Origin of the sequence: Fontibacillus phaseoli (assembly GCF_003337355.1) — a bacterium.
Classification (GTDB): domain Bacteria; phylum Bacillota; class Bacilli; order Paenibacillales; family Paenibacillaceae; genus Fontibacillus; species Fontibacillus phaseoli.
Genome location: NZ_QPJW01000011.1, coordinates 1 through 20,068, shown reverse-complemented (window position 1 = coordinate 20,068; position 20,068 = coordinate 1). Strand labels below are relative to the sequence as shown.

The 20,068-nt window shown below is 50.5% G+C and carries 18 protein-coding genes; 11 read left to right on the top strand and 7 right to left on the bottom strand.

Features of this window, described 5'->3' with window-relative positions; all coding sequences use genetic code 11:
• Positions 1 to 123: 123 nt before the first annotated feature.
• Both DFP94_RS20010 and DFP94_RS20005 read right to left on the bottom strand, forming a co-directional pair.
• Complete coding sequence (locus tag DFP94_RS20010) at positions 124 to 1,038, bottom strand: GNAT family N-acetyltransferase (protein ID WP_114498258.1); 915 nt, start codon at positions 1,036 to 1,038, stop codon at positions 124 to 126.
• Positions 1,039 to 1,183: 145 nt separating this feature from the next.
• Complete coding sequence (locus tag DFP94_RS20005; protein WP_114498257.1) at positions 1,184 to 1,828, bottom strand: nitroreductase family protein; 645 nt, start codon at positions 1,826 to 1,828, stop codon at positions 1,184 to 1,186.
• A 186-nt stretch (positions 1,829 to 2,014) separates the two neighbouring features.
• Between DFP94_RS20005 and DFP94_RS20000 the strand changes: the two genes are divergently transcribed.
• Positions 2,015 to 2,992 (top strand): Gfo/Idh/MocA family protein, encoded by a 978-nt coding sequence (locus tag DFP94_RS20000; protein ID WP_114498256.1) that lies wholly within the window; start codon positions 2,015 to 2,017, stop codon positions 2,990 to 2,992.
• 110 nt (positions 2,993 to 3,102) lie between these two features.
• On the opposite strand, the gene DFP94_RS19995 is transcribed toward DFP94_RS20000, so the two are convergent.
• The gene (locus DFP94_RS19995; RefSeq protein WP_114498255.1) at positions 3,103 to 4,515 is read right to left on the bottom strand and encodes a copper amine oxidase N-terminal domain-containing protein; all 1,413 of its coding nucleotides are present in this window, start codon (positions 4,513 to 4,515) and stop codon (positions 3,103 to 3,105) included.
• Positions 4,516 to 4,545: 30 nt separating this feature from the next.
• Positions 4,546 to 5,931 (bottom strand): MBOAT family O-acyltransferase, encoded by a 1,386-nt coding sequence (locus DFP94_RS19990; protein WP_114498254.1) that lies wholly within the window; start codon positions 5,929 to 5,931, stop codon positions 4,546 to 4,548.
• 134 nt (positions 5,932 to 6,065) lie between these two features.
• On the opposite strand from DFP94_RS19990, the gene DFP94_RS19985 reads away from it, so the two are divergent.
• Both DFP94_RS19985 and DFP94_RS19980 read left to right on the top strand, forming a co-directional pair.
• On the top strand, positions 6,066 to 6,377 hold the full coding sequence (locus DFP94_RS19985) for a hypothetical protein (RefSeq protein WP_114498253.1): 312 nt from the start codon (positions 6,066 to 6,068) through the stop codon (positions 6,375 to 6,377).
• A 277-nt stretch (positions 6,378 to 6,654) separates the two neighbouring features.
• Positions 6,655 to 7,065: an exosporium protein C gene (locus DFP94_RS19980; RefSeq protein WP_114498252.1), complete on the top strand. Its 411-nt coding sequence runs from the start codon at positions 6,655 to 6,657 to the stop codon at positions 7,063 to 7,065.
• Between the two features lie 177 nt (positions 7,066 to 7,242).
• Here DFP94_RS19980 and DFP94_RS19975 read toward each other — a convergent pair whose 3' ends face one another.
• Together DFP94_RS19975 and DFP94_RS19970 are read right to left on the bottom strand one after the other, a co-directional pair.
• Positions 7,243 to 7,926 carry a CidB/LrgB family autolysis modulator gene (locus DFP94_RS19975; protein ID WP_425459269.1) on the bottom strand — a complete coding sequence of 228 codons (684 nt, stop codon included), beginning with the start codon at positions 7,924 to 7,926 and terminating at the stop codon, positions 7,243 to 7,245.
• Entirely contained in the window at positions 7,923 to 8,303 is a 381-nt protein-coding gene (locus DFP94_RS19970; protein ID WP_114498251.1) for a CidA/LrgA family protein, read from the bottom strand. Before DFP94_RS19970 ends, DFP94_RS19975 begins: the two co-directional genes overlap by 4 nt.
• Before the next feature lie 144 nt (positions 8,304 to 8,447).
• On the opposite strand from DFP94_RS19970, the gene cidR reads away from it, so the two are divergent.
• The 6 genes from cidR (at position 8,448) to DFP94_RS19940 (ending at position 16,120) form a co-directional block, all read left to right on the top strand.
• Positions 8,448 to 9,347, top strand: a complete 900-nt coding sequence (gene cidR / locus DFP94_RS19965) for a cidABC operon transcriptional activator CidR (RefSeq protein ID WP_114498250.1) — start codon at positions 8,448 to 8,450, stop codon at positions 9,345 to 9,347.
• Positions 9,348 to 9,486: 139 nt separating this feature from the next.
• Positions 9,487 to 10,890, top strand: a complete 1,404-nt coding sequence (gene bcaP, locus DFP94_RS19960) for a branched-chain amino acid transporter BcaP (protein WP_114498249.1) — start codon at positions 9,487 to 9,489, stop codon at positions 10,888 to 10,890.
• 93 nt (positions 10,891 to 10,983) lie between these two features.
• Positions 10,984 to 11,826, top strand: a complete 843-nt coding sequence (pdaA, locus tag DFP94_RS19955; protein WP_114498248.1) for a delta-lactam-biosynthetic de-N-acetylase — start codon at positions 10,984 to 10,986, stop codon at positions 11,824 to 11,826.
• Between the two features lie 198 nt (positions 11,827 to 12,024).
• Complete coding sequence (locus tag DFP94_RS19950) at positions 12,025 to 12,483, top strand: MarR family winged helix-turn-helix transcriptional regulator (RefSeq protein WP_245955010.1); 459 nt, start codon at positions 12,025 to 12,027, stop codon at positions 12,481 to 12,483.
• A gap of 20 nt (positions 12,484 to 12,503) precedes the next feature.
• Entirely contained in the window at positions 12,504 to 14,231 is a 1,728-nt protein-coding gene (locus DFP94_RS19945) for an ABC transporter ATP-binding protein (RefSeq protein WP_114498246.1), read from the top strand.
• The gene (locus DFP94_RS19940) at positions 14,228 to 16,120 is read left to right on the top strand and encodes an ABC transporter ATP-binding protein (RefSeq protein ID WP_114498245.1); all 1,893 of its coding nucleotides are present in this window, start codon (positions 14,228 to 14,230) and stop codon (positions 16,118 to 16,120) included. The genes DFP94_RS19945 and DFP94_RS19940 overlap by 4 nt, the downstream gene beginning before the upstream one ends.
• Positions 16,121 to 16,314: 194 nt before the next feature.
• Here DFP94_RS19940 and DFP94_RS19935 read toward each other — a convergent pair whose 3' ends face one another.
• The gene (locus DFP94_RS19935; RefSeq protein ID WP_114498244.1) at positions 16,315 to 17,022 is read right to left on the bottom strand and encodes a Crp/Fnr family transcriptional regulator; all 708 of its coding nucleotides are present in this window, start codon (positions 17,020 to 17,022) and stop codon (positions 16,315 to 16,317) included.
• A gap of 182 nt (positions 17,023 to 17,204) precedes the next feature.
• Here DFP94_RS19935 and DFP94_RS19930 point away from each other — a divergent pair, with 182 nt between their 5' ends.
• The gene (locus tag DFP94_RS19930) at positions 17,205 to 17,657 is read left to right on the top strand and encodes a V4R domain-containing protein (RefSeq protein ID WP_114498243.1); all 453 of its coding nucleotides are present in this window, start codon (positions 17,205 to 17,207) and stop codon (positions 17,655 to 17,657) included.
• Positions 17,658 to 17,776: 119 nt separating this feature from the next.
• A complete protein-coding gene (locus DFP94_RS19925) occupies positions 17,777 to 19,267 on the top strand; it encodes a methyl-accepting chemotaxis protein (protein ID WP_114498242.1) in 1,491 nt (496 codons plus the stop codon).
• Positions 19,268 to 20,068 lie beyond the last annotated feature (801 nt).

Genomic DNA, 20,068 nt, shown 5'->3' with positions numbered 1-20,068 from the left:
TACAGTTCGTGTAAGGTAATTCGGGGCGTTTAGGTATGCAAAATATATAAAAAAGCCAGGCGGATCAAGGCTTGAGCCGCTTGGCTTATAAAATTTCAGGAAAATGAATCAGGTTATTTCAGGTCACAGTTTTTTCTCGTAAAAAGCCATTTGAAACAAGGCCTTCATTCCGATGGCTTCGTACAGTCTGTTGGCGCCAGTAAGGCTAGCGTCATCGACGCTGAGCAGGACTTGCCCGATCCCGTGGGTATATGCGGCTTGAAATACGCGTTCCAGCAGAGCACGGGCGATCCCTTGTTTGCGCCATGGCCGCCGCACGCCGAGAAGATCGACATAGAGGTGGTCCCCGAAATTTTTACTGATGACGAATCCGGCCAGTTGTCCGTCGGCATGAGCCGCGAACCAAAAGTTCCGGTCATAATGAGTACCGCTTTTTTCCTTCAGCCAGTCCGATTTGTCCACTTCGTAATAGGTTCTCGTATCCTGGAACGTTTCGCGGTAGGCGGACCAAAGCCGATCCTCATCGGCCACGGGATTGTAAAGATCGATGGAAATCCCGTTAGGCGGAGAAGATAAAGCAGGGGGAGTCTGCATCTCCATACTCATCCGGCTATACTTCCGTTGAAAGACGTAACCGCCGGTTTCCAGCAACTGCCGAGCCGCCTCGCTGAGCGCAGGGATGACGTTGGAAAGGCTCCAGGCGGTTTCGGGTGAGTCGAGTACATATTCGCGAGCTCTGTTTTCTATGCCTTCAAGGAGAAGAGAACCAAGCCCCCGTTTTTTCCATTTTGGATGGACATAGCCGTAGGAAGACAATCGACCGGCTCCATTTTCTTCTAGAAAAGCGAAAGCCGCCACCTCGCCGCTCATCCGGATCATCCATGAATTGGTGGCCAGCGGAATGCCGCTACAAATGTCCAGCAGGTCTTCAAGTACGAAGTCAGGCTGTCCGTATTCGTCGATATCGCAGGCCACCACAAGCTCCGATATTTCTTCAGCGAGAGCCAAGTCGGCCGGTTCAAGCATAACATTTTGCATATAAACACCCTCTATATTCCCATAAATTTGATTTTATTATTCCACAGGGTTCCATTTTCTGCTACATCTATTTGCGATTTCGTATAAAATAAAAAAGAGACCAGCCCTTAGGCCGGTCTCTTCGAAATATAGATAAACTTGATTATTATATCGTGTTCCAGTGAGTAATTTGGTCAATAGGCAGGCGGGCCGTGCCGTGTGCGGCCTTGGAGGCTTTACCCACGGCGATCAGCAAAATAGGCTTCAGCGTTTCCGGCAAAGCATAGGCTTCCGCGAATTTTTCGGCGTTAAAACCGCCCATCGGCACGGTATCATAGCCTTTCGCTTTGGCAATCTGCATCAGTTGCATCGAAACGAGACCTGCATCGAAGAGGTTGACCTGATGCAATCGCTCCGGTCCCAAGCTGCCGTACATGTTGACCAGCCGCTCGACGAAAGCCGTTTTTGTGGCTTCATCCATCGCGCCTTTCTCAACAGCCTTCGCATAAATGTTATCGGCTTGCTCGAACGATTTCAGGTCGCCGAGAACGGCGATGACGGCAGAGGCATCCACGACCTGTTGCTGGTTGTTGGCGATCGGCAGCAATTGCTCCTTCAGGTTCTGATCATCGATAACGAGGAACCGCCAGGGTTGCAAATTGGAAGAGGACGGAGCGGAAGTCGCCAGTTCCAGCATTTCCTTCAATTCTTCCCTGGAAATTTTGACAGACGGATCGTAAATGCGAACCGAACGTCTTTCTTCAAGCACAGTATAGAACTCATTCAAGTTCACGGTTTCTTTCACACTCATTGATCTCATATCCTCCTTAAAAAAGTTATTTTCAATGTAAGCAATGTATTCATGTAACCACAGTATATTATCAAACTGTAATTTTAACAACAACAGTTCGGAGCGGATTTTCTCTTCTCTTGAGATTCGGTTAAATAACGGCTACGCTTAAGATACAATACAATACGTTTTCAGGAGGCAGACAACATGAATTTGAATATTGGGATTATAGGCACGGGATGGTTCAGTAAAGTGCACGGCGATATTTTGGCCGGTATGGATGGAGTCCGCGTTACTGCGGTCAGCGGGACAAGCTTGCCTAAAGCGGAATCGCTGGCGGCGCGTTATCCCGGAGCCCGCGGCTTTGCCACTCTGACGGAGATGTTGGACAGCGGGAAGCTGGATGCGGTTTATATTTGCGTTCCGCCGATGGCTCACGGGGACATCGAAGCCGAATTGATCGACAGGGCCATCCCCTTTTTGGTGGAAAAACCGCTTGGCGCGGAACTGGACGTTCCGCTCGGGATTTTGAGCCGGCTGGAGAAGAAGCCGTTGATTCATGCCGTCGGGTACCATTTCCGATACAAGGCGACGATTCAAAAGCTGAAAGAGACGCTGGAAGGAGCAACGCTGGGAATGGCCCTCGGCTCCTGGATGGGCGACATGCCGCAGGTTTCCTGGTGGAGAAGGCAGGAGGGCTCCGGCGGTCAGTTTATCGAGCAGACGACCCATATTGTCGATTTGCTGCGTTATACGGCCGGTGAGGTTCAAGAGGTATACGCCACTTACGCTAACCGCGTCGTCCATAACCAGTTCGAGAATGTCAACGTGGCGGATGTGGGCACCGTAACTCTGAAATTGCAGAGCGGGGCGATCGCGAATATCTCCAATACTTGCATTCTGCCGGGCGGGGTAGGCAAATCCGGCCTAAGCCTATATACCGACGAGGGGATTCTGGACTGGAATCCTGACCGTCTTGAGATAGCCAGAGCCGGTGAGAAGAGTTCCTATACCATCAATGACAATCCCTATGTAAAAGAAAATGAAGCCTTCATCCATGCGCTCCGGACCGGAGATACGTCGGCAATTCTTTCCGATTACGCGGATGCTGTGAAGACGCAGCGGGTAACCTGGGCGGCCTTCGAATCGGCATCCTCGGGCAAGCCGGTTAAGATCGGAAATTGAGATTTTTTTAAATTTGAAAGAATTATGGAACCAAGACGCTCGTATTAACTACGCTACGGTATGCAAAAAAAGGACCTCGTCAAAAGCGAGGTCCTTTTCTATGTCCAAACCTAGAATGTCAGATCGTAATTCACAAAATGCGTGTCTTCGGCTTCCGTAATGGCTACATTCCCACCCAAAAGCTCGGTGATCTGAATAAGCGGACCGACCAAACGATCCTTCACGATAACTACGGGAGCTTCCAGGTTGACGGCTTCCCCGTTCAGGGTGGCGATCGGTTCATTGGCCCCGAGGACGAGGGTCTTGCCGCCGCGGGTCAGGGTTGCCTTCTTGGCGGCGGCATCGTAAAGAAATTCCGCGCCGGTACCCATCGCAAAATCCTTAAGCGGAACGCGTACCTGGTCTTTGGACGTCGTAGGAATTTGACTGAACGTGGCGGGCTGCCCGTCAACGGTCAAGGTTAGCGAGAACACCGGTCCGTTCTCGTTGATGACCAAGCTTTGCACCTGCTGTTCAAGCTGGCTGTTGTTCAGAACCACATTATCGCCGGTCACCCGATGCGTACCTGCGGCAATCTCCTGCACGATCAGTTCGTTGATTCCTGCCGAGTGGTGCGACAAGTCTTTGTAGACGCCGAGATCGTAAGTGATGGAACTGTCGCTCTGGAAGTCATGGATGCTCACATTGTCATAAGCGCTAAATTGCTCGTACATATATTTTTTCATGGCAAGCTGGTTATTGAACCGTTCCGGGTTGAGGCTATACCAGACTTGCTGGCGGATCACGGAATACGGCGGATAGTAGATGATAAATTCGATTTCCGGATGAGCTTGGATCAGGCTGAGGATATTATCCTGGAAGCGCTGTTTGACCACGTCCAGAGAAGGTTCGCTTTCCGATGTGGTCTGTTCCGAGAGCCAGGCTTCCTTCCATTTGGTCAGCACCCGATCGGCCCCGTACACCGCGTAAGCATCCCAGTTGTTGAGCTTTTCAAGATTGCGGTACTGGGGATATTTGTCCTTGGGCAGGAGCATGGCCCCGAAAGCTTGCTTTACGTTCGAAACGTTAAAAATGTACTTATAGTCGTTGAGCTTGTTCTCGTCGTACAAGTAAAACGGAAACGATTGCTCATCCCGCACGGAATTTTCGCGGAGGGAGAAATAATCGAGTCCCCAGAGAATTTTCTTGACCTGGCCGGTGCCGATGGCTACGTCGGCGATCATCCGCTGCTCCTTCGCGGTCGATCCTTCCGTTGACAGCTTCAGCACGTTGCCGCCGAGGCTTTCGCCGACCTGGGACGGGACGAAGTTCTCCGTCATGGAACTGCCGATGATGACCATGTCATACTTGTAGTTTTTGGCCAAGCCAGGATTCTGATAGCGCTGCTGTCCCGAGAACAGGGGCTGATAAGAAGCCTTCCGGTACTGCTGGAGAGGGTCGACGGCATACACGAACGTTCCGACGATGGCGCCGAACAACACGACGAACGCGAGGAACGAGATGACAAAACGAATATTTTTCAAGAAGTGATCTCCCTTTCACAGATATATGAGTTAGAAGGTGAAGTACAGGAACTCGCTGACTTGGTTGAAATACAGTACAGAGAACACGAACAAGAACGCGATAAACGCGGCATATTTCAAGTTAGGGCGGAACTTCTTCTTCATATCCATCGAGTTGAGCGCAAATACGGCAACAATCAGGGCGACCGCGATCATCAGCACTTGTCCGAGCAGGCTCATCGACACGCCGATTTCACTGAAGTTGAACATGCCGCGGAACACTTTAATGGCATCATCCCAGGTTTTGGCCCGGAAAAACACCCAACTGAAGTTAATGAACATGAACGTAATGAACCAGGCGACCCAACGCGGGAGCACGATCCCGGTTTTTTTCCACAATCGCTCAATGACCTGGGCAACCCCGTGCAGCAGGCCCCAGACGATAAAAGTCCAGCCCGCGCCATGCCAAATTCCGCCGATGACGAAGGTCGCAACCAGGTTGAAATAAGTGCGGTAATGGCCTTTGCGGTTTCCGCCCAGCGGAATATAGATATAATCCTTCAAAAACCGGCTCAGCGTCATATGCCAGCGGCGCCAGAAATCCTGGATGCTGACGGCTTTGTAAGGAGAGTTGAAGTTGATCGGCAGTTTGATATTGAAGAGCAGGGCGATCCCGATCGCCATGTCGGAATAACCGCTGAAATCAAAGTAAAGCTGTAAAGTGTAAGCCAGTGAAGTAGTCCAGCCTTCAATCAGGCTCAAGTGCGTAGACACGTCAAAGCCTTGCGTTGCGATCGGCGCCAGTGTGTCGGCAATCACGACTTTTTTGAACAGCCCGATGCAGAATACGAACAGGCCTCTCGCGACATTGCCGGGGATGATCTTTTTGCTGCGGGCCCGGTCAAATTGCGGCATCATCTCTTTATGATGGAGAATCGGACCGGCGATCAGATGGGGATAGAAGGTAACGAAGAGCACGTAGTTCACGATGCTGTACTCTTTCGCTTTACCCCGGTAAGCATCGACCAGATAGGCGATTTGCGTAAAGGTAAAGAAGCTGATCCCTAGCGGAAGCGCCAGTTGCAGCAAATGAAGCTGTGCTGAAAATAGAGAATTTACGTTGGAAATCAGGAAATCGGCGTATTTATAGTAACCTAACAGCAGGACATCTCCGGTAATCGCCAGGGTAAGCAGCAGCTTGCGGACCGATTGCGATTTGGCGGAATGGCTTATAGCCCAGCCCATAATATAGTTAAAGGCAATAGAAGCGAGAATTAACGGAAGCGACTTAATGCTCCACCAGGAATAGAAGAACAGGGAGGCAACAGCCAGCCACAGTTTACCGATTACGGGCGGGCAAAAACGGTTCAGCAAAAAATAGACGACAAATGTGACGGGCCAGAAAGCAAAAATGAATTCGTAAGAGTTAAACAGCAAGTCCCTTGTACACCTCTTTGCTAAAATATGAAATATTCAAATAATATGATCATAACCTAGTTGGCAATAATCGACAATGCAAAATACGGATTTGGCCCTCCGCGGTAGGCTCGAAAAAGAGGCTGTTCCTCCGGATGGAAGGCAGCCTCTTCATTCCGAATTTGTGCGACAAAATATTAACGTCGTTTCGCATCGGAAAGTTACTGTTATTTGACGGTTTTATTATTGGGTTTGCGGTTCGGCAAGGAATATTGATGGATTCCCAGGTTTTTTTTGCTCGCTTCAGGTTTGTTGTTCAGGATCCGGAGGCCCGCCCCGCCGACGACTATGCCTCCGCTTTCTGCGCCGTCAGGTTTATCCCGGAGTCAACGCGGGGTAAAGTTATCGTAAAAATTCCGGGCTTTGCTGCAAATGTGCAGGATTATGAAGCGATTCTCCGATTCTAAAGGCAAATTCCTGCAAAAATACAGCTTTATTGAGCTAAAACCAGACCGGGGTGAGGATTAGGGGGATAATTCCTGCATTTTTGCCGTAATTCCCATCATGGTGGGCTTATTCCTCTGAAAATGATGTACTTTTGCAGAAACCCCGAGAATTGCGAATTTGATCCTCGACGGCATGCCCATGAATAGAAAATAAGCAAAAACCCCGGTCTACTCGTCCATGCGGAATCTATTAGCCCTTCATAGAATGTACTATTCCCAGGAAGGAGTTGATTGAATAATGGCAGTCCTTATAGAACATGTCATTAATGTCCCTACCCCGATCACGAACGGTGCTGCGATCGATATACCGCAAACGCCGGCCGGGCAAGGCATTGCACTGGTACGCGTCACTATCCCCGCACAATATCCGGTTAATCGGGTCCAATTGGATGCGACGGTCGGCTTGCAAGGCATCGCAGGAATCCCGAGAGTCTTGTTCCGCGTATTTCGGGACGGCACGGAAATCTATTACGGCCTCCAAGGCATAGAAACAGGCCTCGAAACATTCAGCCTCACCTCTTTCATCGCGGCCGACATCAATGTTGCCCCAGGCGTCCATGACTATGTCTTGTCCGTAGAAAAACTCGGGGCCGCAACACAAGCCAGAGTTATCGGACCGATCGTGTTCACCGCGCTAGCCACAGCTTAAATTTAGCAGTCCGACGCCGCTGAATCGGAATCGTATGAACATGAAGAATGCCGCCTCCTGCAGGGCGGCATTCTTTTTGCGAATCTCTGAATCTATAAAAAAATCGACCCCGCCAAAGGCAGGGTCCATGAGAGAAATCTCTATATTAAAAATTAGGAGGAAACATGAGAAAGGTGCTTAATGAAGCAACAAGCTGATTAGCATCGGCGCAACGCCCAGAGTAAACAGGGCAGCTAAAATCATGGAGATGCTTGAGATGGTACCGGTCAGGGAGCTGAGCTCGAATGCTTTGGAAGTACCGGTGCCATGTGCGCTTGTGCCAAACAGAATACCGCGGGCAACCTCCCCCTCGATACGGAACAGCTTCATGACCCATGGGCCGAGCATGGCGCCCAGCAAGCCGGTCAGTATTACGAATACGGCCGTTATATTCGGCACACCGCCGATCACCTGCGAAACGTTCATCGCGATCGGAGTCGTCACCGAACGGGGAATCAAACTGCTGACCAGTTTCATATCCAGATGCATCCACTCCGCCAGGATAGCTGAGGAGAACATCGCAACGATGGAACCGGTCAGTACGCTGACGAGAATTTCAACAGCATGTTTTTTCAGCACATCGTAGTATTTGTAAAGAGGAACCGCAAAGGCAATGGTGGCCGGCTGCAGCATGGCGCTGAGCCATTTCCCCCCGGAATGGTAAGTCTCGTAAGGAATCTCGATCCAGATTAATCCGCCGATCAGCACAAGCGGCGTAAGCAGCAGCGGCGACAAATAGACCCGAGGCCGGACGCGGTACAATTGTTTGGATATTCCGTATACGACAAGAGTGACAATCAGACAAATCAGGCCCGGAATCATGACAGCTTGTGCTCCTTTCTTTTGACGATATGGGAGGCGATCAGGCCGGAACTGGCCATGACGATCACGGTGCTGGAAACGACGACGATCAAAATCTGAACGCCGTCATGCTCCAAAAGCGGGATATATTTCATAACGCCGACAGCGGCAGGGATGAAGAACAGCAGCAACTCCGCAAGGAGCCAGTTCGCTCCCTGTTCAATCCATGTCAGTTTTATGATGTTCATTTTCAATAAGGCGAACAGGACGATAATGCCCAGGATAGATCCGGGTATCGGCAGATGAAGCCATTGCGCCAAATAGTTCATTGCTAGCGAGAACAGAACCAGAATGGCAACCTGAAGAGCAATTTTACCGATCGTTTTGATGTTTCCCATGGTGTGGGCACCTTCGTTTCTGTATAGTCAATGTTAATAATGAAATATTACATCAATTGTTTTCATGGGTAAAATGAATATACTGAATGAGAAGCATTCCATTTGTCTATGATACAAAGCGAAGAAAGAAGGGACATGCTAAGGATGGATATCCGGCAAATGCAGTATTTAATCGAGGTAGCGCGGCTGAAAAGCTTTACCAAAGCAGCCGATGCTCTTTTTATTACGCAGCCGACGATCAGTAAAACGATCAAAGGCATGGAAGAGGAACTAGGCGTTGTACTATTCGACAGGGTTGGCAAAAAGGTCGAGCTGACCGATGCGGGCCAACTGATCGTTACGCAAGCGCAGCAGATCGTAACCTCTTTTCATAACCTGACGGCGGAGTTGGACGATTTGCGCAATCTGAAAAAAGGCCACATCCGGATCGGACTTCCGCCCATGGTAGGATCGAGTTTCTTTCCGCGGGTTATCGGTCAATTTCACCAGCGCTATCCGGAGATTACGATTCAATTGTTTGAAGACGGAGCGAAAAAAGTGGAGTCCGACGTAGCGGATGGATTGCTGGAGGTTGGTGTCGCGGTTTTGCCAACTGTTCAGGAGGGACTGCGCAGTTTTCCTTTTGTCGAGGAAAAACTGAACCTGGTGGTGCATCCTTCGCATCCCCTGGCGGAACGGGGTCAAGTGGATCTGGCGGAGCTCGCCAATGACGGGTTCGTCTTGTTCCGGCAAGATTTTACGCTGCATGACCGGATCATTGCGGAATGCGCTATAGCAGGCTTTCAGCCGCATGTCATCTACGAGAGCTCGCAGTGGGATCTCATCAGCGAAATGGTCGCTGTCGGCCTGGGCATTACCTTGCTGCCCGAGACGATTTGCCGCGAAATCGATAAGGAACGGGTCCGGATCCTGTCGCTCGTGAATCCGGTCATCCCATGGAAGTTGGGGATTATTTGGCGGGAGGACCGGTATTTGTCGTTCGCTACCCGGGAATGGATTCGGTTCGCGCAAGAGGTGTTGACCTCGGCGCCAGATAACACTTAATTGCATAACAGCATAAAAGCCTTAAAAAGTTCACGAATTGGAGAATATAACCATGAAAAGCTACCTAGGCATGTCAGGGTGGATTCATTATAATAACAAAATGTGCATTTCAATACATCAATATTAGGGGACAGCCTGAATGAGTCTTTTCAGAAGAAAATCGATTACTTCCATGCTTCAAGAAAAAGCGGCATCGAGTGGCGGAGGATTAAAAAAGGAGCTTGGCGTATTTGACCTAACGATGCTCGGTGTCGGATGTGTGGTAGGCACCGGGATTTTTGTGTTGACCGGGGTGGCTGCTGCCAAGCATGCCGGACCTGGTCTTATTTTATCCTTCCTCCTTGCCGGGATTGTCTGTGCTTTTTGCGCACTGTGCTATGCGGAATTCGGTTCTATGGTCCCCGTTTCGGGAAGCGCCTACACTTACAGCTATGCCACATTCGGGGAAATCATCGCATGGATTCTCGGCTGGGACTTGATCCTGGAATACGGTTTCGCCGCTTCCATGGTGGCCAGCGGCTGGTCGGGGTATTTTCAGGGCTTGTTATCCGGGCTCGGCCTGGAAATTCCCAAAGCGCTCAGCAGCGCCTTTAATCCCGCCGGCGGGACTTACTTTGACTTGCCAGCCGTGTTGATCGTTTTGCTGCTTACTTTTATCGTTTCGCGCGGAGCCAAGGAATCAACGCGGCTCAATTCCATCATGGTTATCATTAAAATCGCCGTGATTGTCCTGTTCCTTGCCGTCGGCGTATTTTATGTGAAGCCGTCCAACTGGACGCCGTTCATGCCGTTCGGTTTCGGCGGCGTGGTTACCGGGGCGGCAACCGCATTTTTGGCTTATATCGGTTTTGATGTCGTAGCAACGGCAGCCGAGGAAGTGAAAAATCCGCAAAAGGATTTGCCTAAAGGCATCCTTTGGTCGCTGGCCGTCTGCTCCTTGTTGTACATTCTGGTTACCGCAGTATTAACGGGCATTGTTCCTTATACCTTGCTCGATGTGAAAAATCCGGTTGCTTTCGCACTCCAATTTATTCATCAAAACTGGGTAGCCGGTTTTATTTCCCTGGGTGCCATCGTCGGCATCACCACGGTGCTGTTCGTTCTCCTGTTCGGACAAACCCGTCTCTTCTACGCGATCGGCCGTGACGGGCTTCTTCCGGAGAGGTTGTCCAAGCTTAATCCGAAAACAGGGGCACCGGCCACAAGTACTTGGGTAACCGGCATTGTGGTCGCAATCTTTGCAGGTTTGATACCGCTGAATAAACTGGCCGATCTCGTTAGTATCGGCACCTTGTTCGCCTTCATTGCCGTCTCGCTCGGGGTTGTTATTTTACGGAAAACCCGTCCGGATTTGCAACGGTCCTTTAAAGTGCCGCTCGTTCCGGTGATCCCGCTTATTGCGGTGGCAACCTGCGGATACTTGCTGATCAGCCTGCCGCGGATTACCTGGATTGCGTTCCTGTTGTGGATGGTCCTCGGTCTATGCGTTTATTTCTTGTACGGCTACAAGCATAGCCATTTGTCCGGCAAGGCAGAGAAATAGCCAAATGAAGAAATCGCATGTATATTCCTGGTGAAAGTTGCTGAAATTAAGCGGAGTATTTCTACAATACAAGACGAGGAGAGGACTTTCCTTATGAAGGTTGCCTGGATTTCGGGCTTGCTCGCCTGCTTTCTCTTCAGCCCTGTAAACGCGGGAGAGGCTTTGGCTTCTACCCCGGCTACAGCCGCTGTTGCCGCTGCTAGTACTTCCGCCGTTTCTGCCGATGTGCCTTATCATTTCGGATTCAAAAGAAGCGTGGGCGGACAGCTTCCTTCCATTAATGAAGAAGGCTTCAAAGAGATCGTGGACAAGCATGGCGCGATTTTTTTGGGGGATACGTCCCGCAAGGACCTGTTCCTTACCTTCGACAACGGGTACGAGAACGGGTATACCTCGCCGATCCTCGATACGTTGAAGGCGAAGAAGGTGCCCGCAGTGTTCTTCATCACCGGTCACTATGTAAAGGATCAGCCGGATCTCGTGAAAAGAATGGCTGCGGAAGGGCATCTGGTCGGCAACCACTCCTGGAGCCATCCGGACATGACGACGATTACGGATACCCGCATCAAAGAAGAGCTTGACCGTGTGAAACAGGCGTCAGCGCAATTGACCGGTACCGACCGGATGCGTTATTTGCGTCCGCCGCGCGGGATTTTCAGTGATCGGGTACTGCGGGTGACGAAAGAACTCGGGTATACGAACGTGTTCTGGTCGGTCGCCTACAAGGATTGGGACGTGAATGACCAGAAAGGGACTGCCTATGCCTATCAAAAAGTCGTGCAACAGCTGCATCCCGGCGCGGTAATTTTGCTGCATTCCGTCTCCAAAGATAACGCCGCCGCCTTGGGCGCGATTATCGACGAAGCCCGTCGTCAGGGCTATGAGTTCCGCAACCTGGACGAGCTCGGCAAGCGGCCGCAGGAACAACAGTCTTAGCTTGAATCGTTGCTTTAGCCAGACACACAAATAGACCGCCTTGTATCGGGAAAAAATCCCGATCAGGCGGTCTATTTTTTTAGGGGGGACCTGTTGCTTGACTTTGGATTTTTAGGCTCCTATAATTAGGTTTGCGAATAAATAAGTCGACTAAATATTAAAGTGTATAAATAAATTAAAGGGGGCGATGAGTTGATCATGGGCGAGGATATCAAAGCCCAGCGACTAATGGAAGTCCTTGGCCGTTTCAGAAAGGCCGAATGGCATAAGCAGGTCTTGGACGGATACAAGCCCAGTGAGCTCAGGGTATTGTTTATTATCCAAAAAGGAAGCTTGAAGGAAGAGCGCGGTATTACCGTTTCGAGTATCAGCAGCATGATGCGCGTGAGTCCGCCTACAGTGACTCCGCTGGTCCGAAGTTTGGAGTCCGGCGGCTTGGTCGTCCGGATCCACGATCAGGAAGACCGGAGAGTCGTCCGGGTAAAGTTGACCGAGGAAGGCGAACGGGTCAGACAGGAAGCCAAGACAGTCTATGCCCGCCACTTCAAGGAATTGTCCGACTTTTTGGGTGATGAGCGGAGCACTCAACTGGCCGATTTACTGGAGCTTGTGTTTGAGTTTTTGAAAGAGAGACATAATCGGGATCTTCCTAAATAAAGAAAGTGGAGATGATGGGGATGATAAAACTTTTCCGGCATTTGAAGCCATACCGTTGGCTGGTTGCGGCCGTCTTGGTACTGGTATTTTTCCAAACCCTGTCTGAGCTGTACCTGCCGACGCTCATGGCGGATATCGTGGATGTCGGCGTCGTGAAGGGGGACACGCCGTACATTTGGCGGATCGGCCTGTTCATGCTGTTGGTGGCGCTGGGCGGGATGATCTGTTCCATTGGAGCAAGTTATTATTCGTCCAAGGCGGCCTCCGGCTTCGGAAAATCGCTGCGGGGCAAAGTGTTCAGTCATGTATCGAACTTTTCGCTCGAGGAGTTTGACAAGATCGGCACCGCCTCGCTGATTACCCGTACGACCAATGACATCACCCAAATTCAGCAAGTGCTGATCATGATGCTGCGGATGATGGTCATGGCGCCGATGATGTGCATCGGCGGGATTATTATGGCGGTATCCAAGGACGCTAAGCTGTCGCTGATTTTGGTCGTCATCATGCCCGTACTGGCGGCAGCAATCTTCCTGATCGCGAGAAAAGGGATTCCGCTGTTCAAGACGATTCAGAAAAAGATCGACCGGCTCAATCTGGTTATGCGCGAAGAATTGACCGGGATGCGGGTCATCCGCTCGTTCAACCGGATCAACCATGAGAAGAAACGGTTTGAAACGGCGAACTTCGAACTGACGGATACGTCGATCAAAGTCAACAAAATCATGGCTTTCATGATGCCGATAATGATGCTGGTCATGAACGTCTCCTCTGTGGCAATCATCTGGTACGGCGGGCTACGCATTGACGCAGGGCACATGGAAGTCGGAGACCTGATGGCCTTTTTGCAATATGCGATGCAGATCATGTTCTCCTTGATCATGGTATCGATGATGTTCGTCATGATTCCCCGCGCCTCGGCTTCGGCGGTTCGGATCAATGAGGTGCTGGATATGGTTCCTGTGATCAAAGACGCGGACGAACCCGTACATGCCGGAGAACAAAAGGGGTATGTAGAATTCCGGAATGTTTCCTTCAGCTATCCCGGTGCGGAACAACCGGCGGTACAGGACATCTCATTCAGCGCCAACCCGGGGGAAGTGACCGCGATCATCGGCGGTACGGGCTCCGGCAAATCGACGCTGATCAGCCTGATTCCGCGGTTCTATGATGTGGATGGCGGACGGGTACTTGTCGACGGCATGGATGTCAGGGACTTGCCGCAGGAAGAGCTTCGCGCCAAGATCGGTTTTGTGCCGCAGAAGGCGGTACTGTTTACCGGAACGATACAGGACAATATCCGTTACGGCAAAGAGGAAGCAAGCGACGAGGAAGTACGGCACGCGGCGAAAATCGCCCAAGCGGCCGACTTTATCGGCGAAATGGAGCAGGGATACGACTCCATTATCGCGCAGGGGGGGAGTAACGTCTCCGGCGGCCAGAAGCAGCGTCTGTCCATCGCCCGGGCGCTGGTCCGGGGAGCGGAAATTTATATTTTTGACGACAGCTTCTCGGCGCTCGACTTCAAGACCGATGCCAAGCTGCGCGCGGCACTGAAGGACGAAACCCGTGAATCGACCGTAATTATTGTGGCGCAGCGGGTAAGTACCGTGCTGGATGCGGACCGCATTATCGTCATGAACGAAAGCCGGATTGCCGGAATCGGCACCCACCACGAACTTATGGGAACCTGCGACGTGTACCGTGAAATCGTGTATTCGCAGCTTTCGGAGGAGGAGATCGCATGAGCCAGGAGCAATCGAGAAGAGGTCCCGGCGGACAGGGTAAACATGGCGGTCTCGGAGGTCCCGGCGGTCCTGGCATGGGAATGCCTGTAGAAAAAGCTAAAAACTTCAAGGGTACGCTGAAACGACTGATCCGCTATTTGCAGCCCCATAAATATCAGCTCGGCGCCGTTTTGGTCATGGCCATATTAAGTACCTTATTCAGCATTTTTAGCCCGAAGGTTATGGGTAAAGCGACCACGAAATTGTTTGAAGGCATTATCGCTAAAATGCAAGGCGTACCGGGAGCGACGATCGACTTTCATTATGTATGGCAGATCATTGTGATCTTGCTCGGCCTGTATGTGCTAAGCTCCATATTCAGTTACTTCCAGCAGTATTTGATGGCAGGAGTCGCGCAGAAAACTGTTTATGACTTGCGGCGGGACGTGAACGACAAGCTGTCCAAGCTGCCGTTGAAATATTTTGACGCCCGGACGCATGGGGAAATTTTGAGCCGGGTTACAAACGATGTAGATAACATCAGTAACACGCTGCAGCAAAGTTTGACGCAGCTTATTACATCGGTATTGACGATCATCGGGGTTATCGCCATGATGCTGTCGATCAGCCCGCTGATGACGCTCATCGCCGTATTGACCCTTCCGCTCAGCGTCGTTGCGATCACCTCGATCGCCAAGCGCTCGCAGAAGCAGTTTGTGCGACAACAAAAAGAACTGGGCCAATTGAACGGCCATGTGGAAGAAATGTATACCGGCCACAAAATCATCAAAGTGTTCGGCCGCGAGCGGCGCTCTCTGGAGCAGTTCGACGAAATCAATGGCCGGTTGTATGAAGCCGGCTGGAAAGCTCAATTCATTTCCGGGGTTATCATGCCGATCATGAGCTTTATCGGAAATATCGGGTATGTGCTCGTGTCGGTCGTAGGCGGGATCCTGGTTACAAAAAAGAGTATCGAAATAGGGGATGTGCAGGCCTTTATCCAATATGCCAGACAATTTACGATGCCGATCACGCAGACTGCGAATATCGCCAACATTATTCAATCTACGGTAGCGTCGGCGGAACGGGTGTTTGAAATTTTGGATGAAGAGGAAGAAGTTCCGGAAGCGGCGACTCCGGTGCTGCTGGAGCAGCCGAAAGGCAACGTGGTCTTCGATCATGTGAAGTTCGGATATGACGCGGACCACACGCTTATTGAGGACATGAATATCGAGGTATCCCAAGGCCAGACGATCGCCATCGTCGGACCGACGGGCGCGGGCAAGACGACGCTGATTAATCTGCTGTTGCGTTTCTACGAAGTGAATGACGGAGCGATCAGAATCGACGGCGTAAATATTACCGATATGAAGCGCGGCGATCTGCGCAGCTTGTTCGGTATGGTGCTGCAGGATACCTGGCAGTTCAACGGCACGATCCGCGATAATATCGCTTACGGTCGCGAAGGCGCAACAGAAGAAGAGATTATCACGGCTGCCAAAACGGCGCACGCCGATCATTTCATCCGCACGCTGCCGGGCGGATATGATACGATCCTGAACGAAGAAGCTTCGAACATTTCACAGGGTCAAAAACAACTTTTGACCATCGCGCGCGCCATTCTCGCCGATCCGGCCATCCTGATTCTCGACGAGGCGACCAGCAGCGTGGACACCCGGACCGAGATTTACATTCAAAAGGCAATGAACGAGCTGATGAAAGGCAGAACGAGCTTTGTCATCGCGCACCGGTTGTCGACGATCCGGGATGCCGATCTCATCCTCGTGATGAACCACGGTTCCGTTATCGAGCAAGGAACGCATGAGGAACTGCTTGAACAAGACGGCTTCTATGCCGACCTGTACAACAGCCAATTTTCGAAGGGCGGCTTTGATCAGGAAGCAGGGTAATCCGCGCTTTCTTTGTTGATTAGGCGCTTTCATTGACCCAAATTGAAGGCTTGAGAAGGCGTGATTCGCCTTTCGTTCTCCTTCATTATCTCCGGAAAACCGCGTGCCGCTGGCCGCGGTTTTTTGTTTGTTTCGGCGAGGTGTGGTTACTTACCGGAATAGCGAATAGATACATTGGAGTTTTGCTATTGCCGTTACGCCTCGCCCGCCAATCTGCGCAGTTCCTGTTCTTTCAGGATGATGATCTTCCGTCCGCTGACGGCCGCTATGCCGCTGCTCACCAACTGACCGAGTTTGCGGCTGAGCGTTTCCGGCGTGGCTCCGATCACGCCGGCGAGCTCTTTTTTGCTGACCGGCAGGGTGAATTCACTGGATGACGACGCAGATTTATGCTGGAAATAAAGCAGCATTTTGGCCAGCCGCCGATCGGCCTCAAGGAGAGTAAGAACCGCTGCCCAACTGTCCGCTTCTTCCAGTTGTGCGCTCAGTGCGGTCATAAATCTGGCGGCCGTATCGGGACTTCGGCGCAGCACCTCAAGAAAGTCGGCGCGGTGGATGCAGCAAATATCGGCGTCATCGGCCGCACTGGCGTTTGCGTAATGGGGTTTTTCTTGCAGCAGCGAAAATTGGCCGAAGAAATCGCCGGGAAAAAGCAGTCGGATAATATGCTCTTTCCCGTTATCTTCGAGCTTGGTCAACTTAATGACCCCGCGGCTGAGGACAAAGAGAGAATCGGAACGGTCTCCTTCTTGAAAAATCATTTCTCCCTTGGCAAAATGCAGTGATCGCATTACGGTATGCAGCAGTTCGACTTCCTCCGGGCGCAATTGACTAAAGACGGGTACGCGGGACAGGCAGGAAGGAGCCGTTCCAGCACCGGTGGAATGCAATTTACAAGCCATATTCGGCACCTCCATAGTCATCTTTACTTCTAAATTACCAGCAAGCTATTCCTGACATTGTGCGCTACATCACAAACTTTGGGGACAAAACTTGACCTGAATCAAGGATGAAACCAGGCGGATAAGGCAAATTGGAAGTATGGAAGTGAGGTGACCCTCACGCAGAACAGGAGGAGAACAAGATGAATGGATTTTCTTTTGAGGATTTGAAAATGATACACCGAACCCGGCTTGGTAAAGAAGTGCCGCTGGAGTTGTTCCGGGCAATCCGGCTTATCGGAATGAGGGAGGCTTTGCCGCTGGAAGGCAAAGGGACAACGGCATCCATTGGCCGGAAAATCGGAGAAAGCCTGCCGGTTTCTACGGAAGAGGAATTGCTGGACATGTTTGCGACATTGCAGATCGGCTTGCCCCGCGTAACTCATCGGGACAAGCATCTGATTAAAATCGTGGTGGATGACTGCTTTTGCAAGGGACTTCCCGTACTGGAGGAGAAGAAGGTATGCGATCTGGAAGGAGCGATTCTTGAAGGGGCGTTAGGGCGGATTATGAACCGGAAGGTCACTGTCCGCGAAACTAAATGCAACGTTTCCGGGGATGAGCATTGCGAGTACGAAGTTCGTTGGTATGATTGATTATTTTCTAAATTAAGGATATTTTTCCCCATAATTCGATATAAATCTACACAATTCGACATGTCCGGCCGATATTTATTTCATTATCTATTCGCACAAGTTGGCAGGAGGAAATAAGTATGGTGGAGCAGGAAAATCAAAAACAGTTTATTTATCAGGATTTGCGCAAAAGAAATCATATGATCTGTTTGATGGTTTCCTTTACGGTCGGATTAACGATAGTTATGCTGCTTGGATTACGTGCAGGGGGCACTGCGTTTGCGTCGATTATGATTCCTTGCTTAGTATTGGTAACGGTTGTATGGTTCGGGTATCTGACTAAAAAATTCGAACGGTGGATTTCATTAATAGCGGTTCTGGGCATGTTTGCTATATCCGCGATCCCGATTCTGCAAAACGGCGGCAGTGCAACAGGAGGGTTATCCGCCTTCTTCGTACTTAGTATCGGCCTCATGTACAATTTGCCTTTGGTAGTATGGTCGGCATTCGGCTCCGGCCTGGTTCTTATCCTGATCAATTATTTCATGGCTCCATCGGGTGCACCCGTTTCTGGCATACAATTTTCGCTATATTTATTCTATTATGTCGTTTCGGCTGCAGTGTTGCTCGCCCAGTCCGGCTTAAGCAGGAAGATGTTAAAGCATATCGGCGAACTGAGCCATGAGACCTCGGAGATGCTTGCCAAAGAGCTTGAACGGGAAAATGTAACCTCCGAAGCTACTCGCACGATCTCCCAGAGCATTGGCGAAATTCGGCTTAACAGTCATGATAGCCAGCAGGCATTCTTGGAAATGAACACCGCTTTTCAGGAGATGGCCACGGGTTCGGCGGTTCAGACGGAGACGATCGGCGGAATATCCAACCATATTTACGCTTCTAATCAGAAAATCAACCAAATGCTGGAGTCCATGACTCATTTGGTAGATACGGTAATGGCGACAAAGCATGCTTCCTCGGATGGCGCCGAGATTATTACGCATCTGACAACAACGATTGATCAATTCCACAATAATATGGATGAAATGAAAACCGAAATCGGCGCACTGATCGCAAATATTCATCAAATTGCCGAACTGACAACCTCGATTCAGGAGATTGCCAGCCAAACGAGCCTTCTGTCTCTGAACGCCAGCATTGAGGCAGCGCGCGCAGGCGAGCAAGGACGGGGATTTGAGGTCGTTGCCAATGAGATTCGCAAACTTGCGGATCTGACGAATGAATCGGCGAAACAGATTACCGAAAACGTAGGGCATGCGACTCGTCAGGCCGACTTGTCCCATGTCCGTCTGGAGGAGAATACTGCGAGCATGAACCGGAGTCTGGAGCTTGTAAGCCAGACGAAGCTTGCGTTTGACTCGATCGACAAAAGCGTTGGCGACCTGACGATAGGTGCGACGAGCATTTCCGAAGTAGCTGATTCCGTACAACAGACTTCAGGAGAAATCGAGCATGCGGTGAACGACTTTGTCGCGGTGATCGAGCAATCGTCTGCAACCCTGCAGCAATTGCTGGCCACTGTTGACACGCTGACCGCACAAAATGAGCCGATGGTTCGCAGAATCGAAGAGACGGATCAAGCCGTCAAACAACTGATCGCAATCGAAAGCTGACCTGCCCATCGCAAACAACCGCCTGGAGAATTTTCCCGGGCGGTTGTTTGCGATGGGGGAAAGTGTGCGAGGTGCGTGCGGCATAGGTGTAGTCGGCACAACTGCACGCTACCTAGCTGACAAGCCGATTAAATGGAAAACCTACAGCTAATTTAAAGAAACTACCCTTTTATCGCAAAATAGATGGAAAACCTCCATCTATTTCAACCGATCTAGGTGAATTCAGCGATTTCTAGCCAAATTAACTGTAGGTTTTACAGTTAGTTGTTCCGGCACTACAGCCTAGCAGCAGCCGGGGTATGATTCCCCGCCGAAATAAGACCCCCTCTTAAAGTGCAGTGTATCCATAGAAAGTAGCGCCGACTCAGCTAAATAGCTGATTAAATGGAAAACCTACAGCTAATTTAAAGAAACTACCCTTTTATCGCAAAATAGATGGAGAACCTCCATCTATTTCAACCGATCTAGGTGAATTCAGCGATTTCTAGCTAAATTAACTGTAGGTTTTACAGCTAATTGTAAATGAATGAGCGTTTGCCTAAAAATAACTGTAATTTTTCCAGTTAGTTGTTCCGGCACAACAGCCTAGCAGCAGCCGGGGTATGATTCCCCGCCGAAATAAGACTCCCTCTTAAAGTGCAGTGTATCGATAGAAAGTAGCGCCGACTCAGCTAAATAGCTGATTAAATGGAAAACCTACAGCTAACTATAAAGCCCCCTAATCACCTTGGACACTTACAGGCTAAACAATATACAATAAAAATTAGCTGGAGGTAGTCCATATGAGAGTACAGCACAGCA

Bases quoted from the DNA above. Each gene is read 5' to 3' on its own strand.
- DFP94_RS19975 (WP_425459269.1), bottom strand. From the start codon at position 7,926: ATGATTCCGGGCCTGATTTGTCTGATTGTCACTCTTGTCGTATACGGA.
- DFP94_RS20005 (WP_114498257.1), bottom strand. From the start codon at position 1,828: ATGAGTGTGAAAGAAACCGTGAACTTGAATGAGTTCTATACTGTGCTT.
- cidR (WP_114498250.1), top strand. From the start codon at position 8,448: ATGGATATCCGGCAAATGCAGTATTTAATCGAGGTAGCGCGGCTGAAA.
- DFP94_RS19935 (WP_114498244.1), bottom strand. From the start codon at position 17,022: ATGGCTTGTAAATTGCATTCCACCGGTGCTGGAACGGCTCCTTCCTGC.
- DFP94_RS19945 (WP_114498246.1), top strand. From the start codon at position 12,504: ATGATAAAACTTTTCCGGCATTTGAAGCCATACCGTTGGCTGGTTGCG.
- DFP94_RS20000 (WP_114498256.1), top strand. From the start codon at position 2,015: ATGAATTTGAATATTGGGATTATAGGCACGGGATGGTTCAGTAAAGTG.
- bcaP (WP_114498249.1), top strand. From the start codon at position 9,487: ATGAGTCTTTTCAGAAGAAAATCGATTACTTCCATGCTTCAAGAAAAA.
- DFP94_RS19930 (WP_114498243.1), top strand. From the start codon at position 17,205: ATGAATGGATTTTCTTTTGAGGATTTGAAAATGATACACCGAACCCGG.
- DFP94_RS20010 (WP_114498258.1), bottom strand. From the start codon at position 1,038: ATGCAAAATGTTATGCTTGAACCGGCCGACTTGGCTCTCGCTGAAGAA.
- DFP94_RS19925 (WP_114498242.1), top strand. From the start codon at position 17,777: ATGGTGGAGCAGGAAAATCAAAAACAGTTTATTTATCAGGATTTGCGC.
- DFP94_RS19970 (WP_114498251.1), bottom strand. From the start codon at position 8,303: ATGGGAAACATCAAAACGATCGGTAAAATTGCTCTTCAGGTTGCCATT.
- pdaA (WP_114498248.1), top strand. From the start codon at position 10,984: ATGAAGGTTGCCTGGATTTCGGGCTTGCTCGCCTGCTTTCTCTTCAGC.
- DFP94_RS19980 (WP_114498252.1), top strand. From the start codon at position 6,655: ATGGCAGTCCTTATAGAACATGTCATTAATGTCCCTACCCCGATCACG.
- DFP94_RS19985 (WP_114498253.1), top strand. From the start codon at position 6,066: ATGGAAGGCAGCCTCTTCATTCCGAATTTGTGCGACAAAATATTAACG.
- DFP94_RS19940 (WP_114498245.1), top strand. From the start codon at position 14,228: ATGAGCCAGGAGCAATCGAGAAGAGGTCCCGGCGGACAGGGTAAACAT.
- DFP94_RS19950 (WP_245955010.1), top strand. From the start codon at position 12,025: ATGGGCGAGGATATCAAAGCCCAGCGACTAATGGAAGTCCTTGGCCGT.